The 4,346-nt window shown below is 51.4% G+C and carries 7 protein-coding genes; all 7 read left to right on the plus strand.

Translation table 11 applies throughout. The features are described 5' to 3' along the window. On the plus strand, nt 1-600 hold a 600-nt coding region (locus ACTRC3_RS11475; RefSeq protein ID WP_440323158.1), incomplete at its 5' end, for a DUF6017 domain-containing protein. After that, nucleotides 601-1,092 (plus strand): PcfB family protein, encoded by a 492-nt coding sequence (locus tag ACTRC3_RS11480; RefSeq protein ID WP_440323159.1) that lies wholly within the window; start codon nt 601-603, stop codon nt 1,090-1,092. After that, nucleotides 1,089-1,607: a hypothetical protein gene (locus tag ACTRC3_RS11485; protein ID WP_440323160.1), complete on the plus strand. Its 519-nt coding sequence runs from the start codon at nt 1,089-1,091 to the stop codon at nt 1,605-1,607. Before ACTRC3_RS11480 ends, ACTRC3_RS11485 begins: the two co-directional genes overlap by 4 nt. Next, nucleotides 1,594-2,073, plus strand: a complete 480-nt coding sequence (locus tag ACTRC3_RS11490; RefSeq protein ID WP_440323161.1) for a hypothetical protein — start codon at nt 1,594-1,596, stop codon at nt 2,071-2,073. Before ACTRC3_RS11485 ends, ACTRC3_RS11490 begins: the two co-directional genes overlap by 14 nt. Nucleotides 2,074-2,085: 12 nt before the next feature. Then, nucleotides 2,086-2,901, plus strand: a complete 816-nt coding sequence (locus ACTRC3_RS11495) for an antirestriction protein ArdA (RefSeq protein WP_440323162.1) — start codon at nt 2,086-2,088, stop codon at nt 2,899-2,901. Then, nucleotides 2,873-3,463, plus strand: coding sequence for a DUF3846 domain-containing protein (locus ACTRC3_RS11500; RefSeq protein ID WP_440323163.1), 591 nt, complete (start codon nt 2,873-2,875; stop codon nt 3,461-3,463). Before ACTRC3_RS11495 ends, ACTRC3_RS11500 begins: the two co-directional genes overlap by 29 nt. A gap of 42 nt (nt 3,464-3,505) precedes the next feature. After that, a complete protein-coding gene (locus tag ACTRC3_RS11505) occupies nt 3,506-3,907 on the plus strand; it encodes a DUF4316 domain-containing protein (protein WP_440323164.1) in 402 nt (133 codons plus the stop codon). The last annotated feature ends 439 nt before the right edge of the window (nt 3,908-4,346 follow it).

The following is a 4,346-nucleotide window of genomic DNA, read 5'->3' on the forward strand; positions in this document are numbered from 1 at the left end:
CCTAAAGAGCCAACGCCTGCACAGGAAAAACCTATACGGGAAAATCCCGTACAGGCAAACCCAACATTGGTCACGCCTGTTCAGGAAGAACCCGCCCAATTAAATAAAGATGAATCAAGTAACTATCCATCAAGAACTGATTTATCAAGTACGGAACTATCAAATCCTATCCAATCAAATCCCCCTACCCCCGCAGGGGCAAGGATGGGAACGGATCGGATGGGAGCCAGAGAATGTTATCGTGAAGTGATTTTGGATAACATCGAGTACAGCTATCTGGTGCAGGACAGCCACATCGACCGTGAGCAGCTTGACGAGATCGTTGACCTGATCGTGGATACCGTGTGTTCTGCCCGCAAAGTCATCCGCATTGCCGGAGACGATTATCCGGCGGAGGTGGTAAAGTCCCGGTTTATGAAGTTGGACAGTTCCCATGTTCAGTATGTTATGGACTGCATGAAGGACAACACCACCTATGTCCGCAATATCAAGAAATATCTTCTGGCGGCGCTGTATAACGCCCCGACCACCATCAACAGCTACTATTCTTCCCTGGTGCAGCACGATATGTACGGGGACGGGCAAAGGGGGCGAGGCTAAATGCAGGAGGAAGTAACGCGGGGCGCCGTAACGCTCATTGTTGACGGAGCCAAGCTAAGCGAGCAGGTCTTTGAAAAGGCCGTCAAAAAGTTCCTGGAGGAAATCCAGAAAAGCCAGAAGCCCAAAATCTACCGCGGCAGGCAGAGCCTTAAACAGCTTGCCAGCCAGAACGCCGGTCTTGCCAATATCGAGATCAGTGACAAGAATATCAAGGCTTTCTCCCGTGTGGCGAAGAAATACCATGTGTACTTTGCATTGAAGAAGGACACCGTTGCAGAGCAGCCCCGTTACCTGGTCTTTTTCAAAAGCTGGGACGCGGATGCCATCACAGCGGTGTTTCAGGAGTTTGCCAGCTGGAAAATGAGCCGTGAGGAAAAGCCCTCCATCCGGGAGCGGCTGACCCAGGCGAAGGAACAGGCGGCAGAGAAAGCGGAACACCGTACCATTGACCGGGAGAAAGTAAAGGTCAAAGATCGGAGCGTGCAGAGATGAATATGAAAAAAATGTTTTTGCTGAACCTTCCGTATCTTCTGTTCGTGTATCCCTTCGATAAGCTGGCACAGGCTTTCCGGCTTGCGCCCGGCGCTGACCCGGATACCTTCATGGGCGGTATCCGCACGATGGTTCAAGAGATCGTGTCCACCTATTCCTGCATTTCCGAGGATGGCAAAAAGCTGTTTGCCCCAGAGGAGGAAGTGATCGGCACCTGCCCCCGCTGCGGCCAGCCGGTCTATGAAGGAAAGAAAAACTTTGCGTGTTCGGATCGTTCCTGCGGTTTTGTCCTCTGGAAAAATGATCGCTTCTGGACGAGCCGCAAGAAGGAGCTGACAAAGAAGATAGCAACGGACCTTCTGAAAAAGGGACGTACCAATGTCAAGGGAATGTGGTCTGAAAAGAAACAGGCTGCTTATGACGCTGCGGTGATCCTGGATGACACGGGTGGCAAATACATCAACTTTAAACTGGAATTTCCGAAAAGAAAGGAAGATGTCAATGGCAGAAAATAAGACTTTGGAACATTTACCCGAAGTGAGGGCGGCGGTGGCTGCCCTCTCCCCGGAGGACCTGGAGCTGTTGGTGGCGGTGCAGGCCTCACCCTTCAAGCTGACAGCGCCGGAGCAGTTCAAGGAGTTTGCGGCCAACATCGACTATTTCGTATTTGAGCCCAATATCCACGATCTGAATGATCTGGGGTGGCGGTGTCTGGCACAGCACATGGATATGTTGCTGCCCCCGGAACTTCTGAAAGCAATCGACCCTGTTCCTTTTGGCAAGTACGCCATGCAGGAGGAACAGGGCCATTTTACGGAACACGGATATATTTCTCTTTCCGGCGACGAGTGGAATCATGAACGCCCTGCGGAGCCGGAGAAAAAGCCTTCCATCCGGGAACGGCTGGAACAGGGCAAGAAGGAATGTGCGGAGAAAAACAAGGCGCAGCCCCACAAGAAAAAGTCTGCGCCGGAACTGTAAGGAGGTGCTGATATGCCATATTACGATCACAACAAGGATTATCCCTTTGCCGCCTTTATCACCAATCTTGGGAAGTACAATGAGGGCGAGCTTGTGGGCGAGTGGGTGAAGTTTCCCACCACCGCCGAGGAACTGAAAGAAGTGTTTAAGCGGATCGGGATCGGCCAGAAGGATGACTTCGGCCAACCCTATGAGGAATGGTTCATCACGGACTATGACTGCTATGTGGACGGTCTTTACAGTAAGCTGGGTGAATATGAAAATCTGGACGAGCTGAATTATATGGCATCGAAGCTGGATGAAATGAGCGAAAGCGAATACACACAGTTTCAGGCCGGTATGGAAATGGGCGACCATTGCGGCAGCCTGCAGGAGATCATCAACCTCACCGAGAATCTGGATTGCTATGAGGTTTACCCCAATATCCATGACTATGACGATCTGGGCCGCTATTACATCGAAGAACTGGACGTTATGCAGGTGCCAGAGCATTTGCAGAATTACATCGACTATGAGGCCTACGGCCGGGACATTGCGTTGGAGGAAAACGGCACCTTCACGGATCAGGGCTATGTGCGTGATACGGGTGACAGTTTCCATGAGTATTACGACGGTGAGCGCGGCAGTATCCCCGACGAGTACCGGGTGATGACCTTTCAGGACGATCTTCCCGAAGAAGAAAAATCTGAATGGGCTATGGATATCGCCTTTGACATGGACGAGTTTTTCCGGCAGCGCGCAGTATGCGGCGAAACACCCGGAGGCACAGGCTGCCAAGGAGGAACTCTACGAAAGCCTGATGGCAGGGCGCATTTCTGCTTTGGATGAAAAGCTGGCGGCGCTGGGCCAGACGCAGGAGGACTATCTCCCTTCGGAGATTGAAAAATTCAAGGACGCTACGGGCTATGAAGAATTTCTTGATTTTGACCCCGCGGAGGTTAAGGCCGCTCTGGATGACCCAGAGAAGTCCCATGCGGATGAAATGCTGTCCGCTGCGGAGAAGGCTGCCTCGGAAAAGATAACTGTGCTTGTAGTGGAGCCTATGAAGGAACCCTATGTGAAGGAAATTTCCCTCGACCTTCATTCCCTGCAGGCAGAGGTTGGCGGTGATATTGGAGCGACCTATCCCTATTCTGACCCGGTAGCGTTGGTCTGTAATGATGAAGGCAAGCTCATCGGGCTTGACCTGAACCGTGGGCTGCGGGATGAAAACAGAGAAATTTATGATATTGTAGCAGGAACTTTCCTGGTGGTTGGACTTGGTGAGGAAGATTTTGCGTCCCTGTCCCCAGAACTGATCCAGAAATACACGGAACAGTTCAAAACGCCGGAACGATTTATGCAGATCAATGGCAATATCGTTGTTCTCCCTGTCCCGGCAGAGAAATAAGACCTCGCTTTTCTGCCAGACCGTTTTGAGACTGGTGAACGTGTGCAGACACCCAGGGGCAGCTTTCAGGTGACGGCTATGAGCCGGGAGCAGATGGAGACAGCCGGTTACGGCGTCCACCATATTTCCGATGATAAAAAGTATCTTATCATGGGAAACGGCACACGGGCCTTTGCCGTGGTAGCGGAGCAGCCGGAAAAGGACAATCCTCTCCGCACCGCTGAAATGACGCTGGAGGACGACTACGGCATGATCGACGGTGTTATCAACAACGGCAGACGTGGCGAAGAATTGGAAAAAGCCCAGGAGTACGCAGAGCGGACAACGCCGGAGAAGCCTTCCATCCGTGCGCGGTTGGAGAACGCAAAACGGGAGTGTGCCGAGCACAAGCCCCCAGAAGGAAAGAAGCCCGGTCGTGATGTGCCAGAGCAGAACTGCCTATGAGCCGAAGCAAGAAATGGCGGTTGGAATGGGCGTTCTTCCTGGGTGACAACGGCAGGCGGCAGTATAACCATATCTGTAAAAAATGTATTCACGGCTGCAAGCAGAGTTTCCGGGCGTGTCTGGTCGCTTGTCCGCATTACAATTCCAAACGGTCTAAAATATGTGAAGATAAGGGGGCGAAAAACGCAGAATAATTCCCTGTATTCGTATTTTCAAAGGGAGCCTTTATGATTTCTCATGTGTCGGTCTGCTTGCTGGCACATAGAGAAAATGGCTCGATTCCAAACACTTTCTGATACACAAAACGGGAGTACAGCTTTTCGGTTCATCCGATTGGCTGTACTCCCGCTTTTTCTTTTTGCTATCATCAAATTACTTTAACACGGTTCTGTTGTTTGAACAGGGGTACAAATTGTACCTCCGTTGAAAAGGAATTTCC

The sequence above is a fragment of the Laedolimicola sp. genome (genome assembly GCF_051972735.1).
GTDB classification, from domain to species: Bacteria; Bacillota; Clostridia; order Lachnospirales; family Lachnospiraceae; genus Laedolimicola; species Laedolimicola intestinihominis.

Coding starts and splice junctions, on each gene's coding strand:
- ACTRC3_RS11480 (WP_440323159.1), top strand. CDS start 601: ATGCAGGAGGAAGTAACGCGGGGCGCCGTAACGCTCATTGTTGACGGA.
- ACTRC3_RS11485 (WP_440323160.1), top strand. CDS start 1,089: ATGAATATGAAAAAAATGTTTTTGCTGAACCTTCCGTATCTTCTGTTC.
- ACTRC3_RS11490 (WP_440323161.1), top strand. CDS start 1,594: ATGGCAGAAAATAAGACTTTGGAACATTTACCCGAAGTGAGGGCGGCG.
- ACTRC3_RS11495 (WP_440323162.1), top strand. CDS start 2,086: ATGCCATATTACGATCACAACAAGGATTATCCCTTTGCCGCCTTTATC.
- ACTRC3_RS11500 (WP_440323163.1), top strand. CDS start 2,873: ATGGCAGGGCGCATTTCTGCTTTGGATGAAAAGCTGGCGGCGCTGGGC.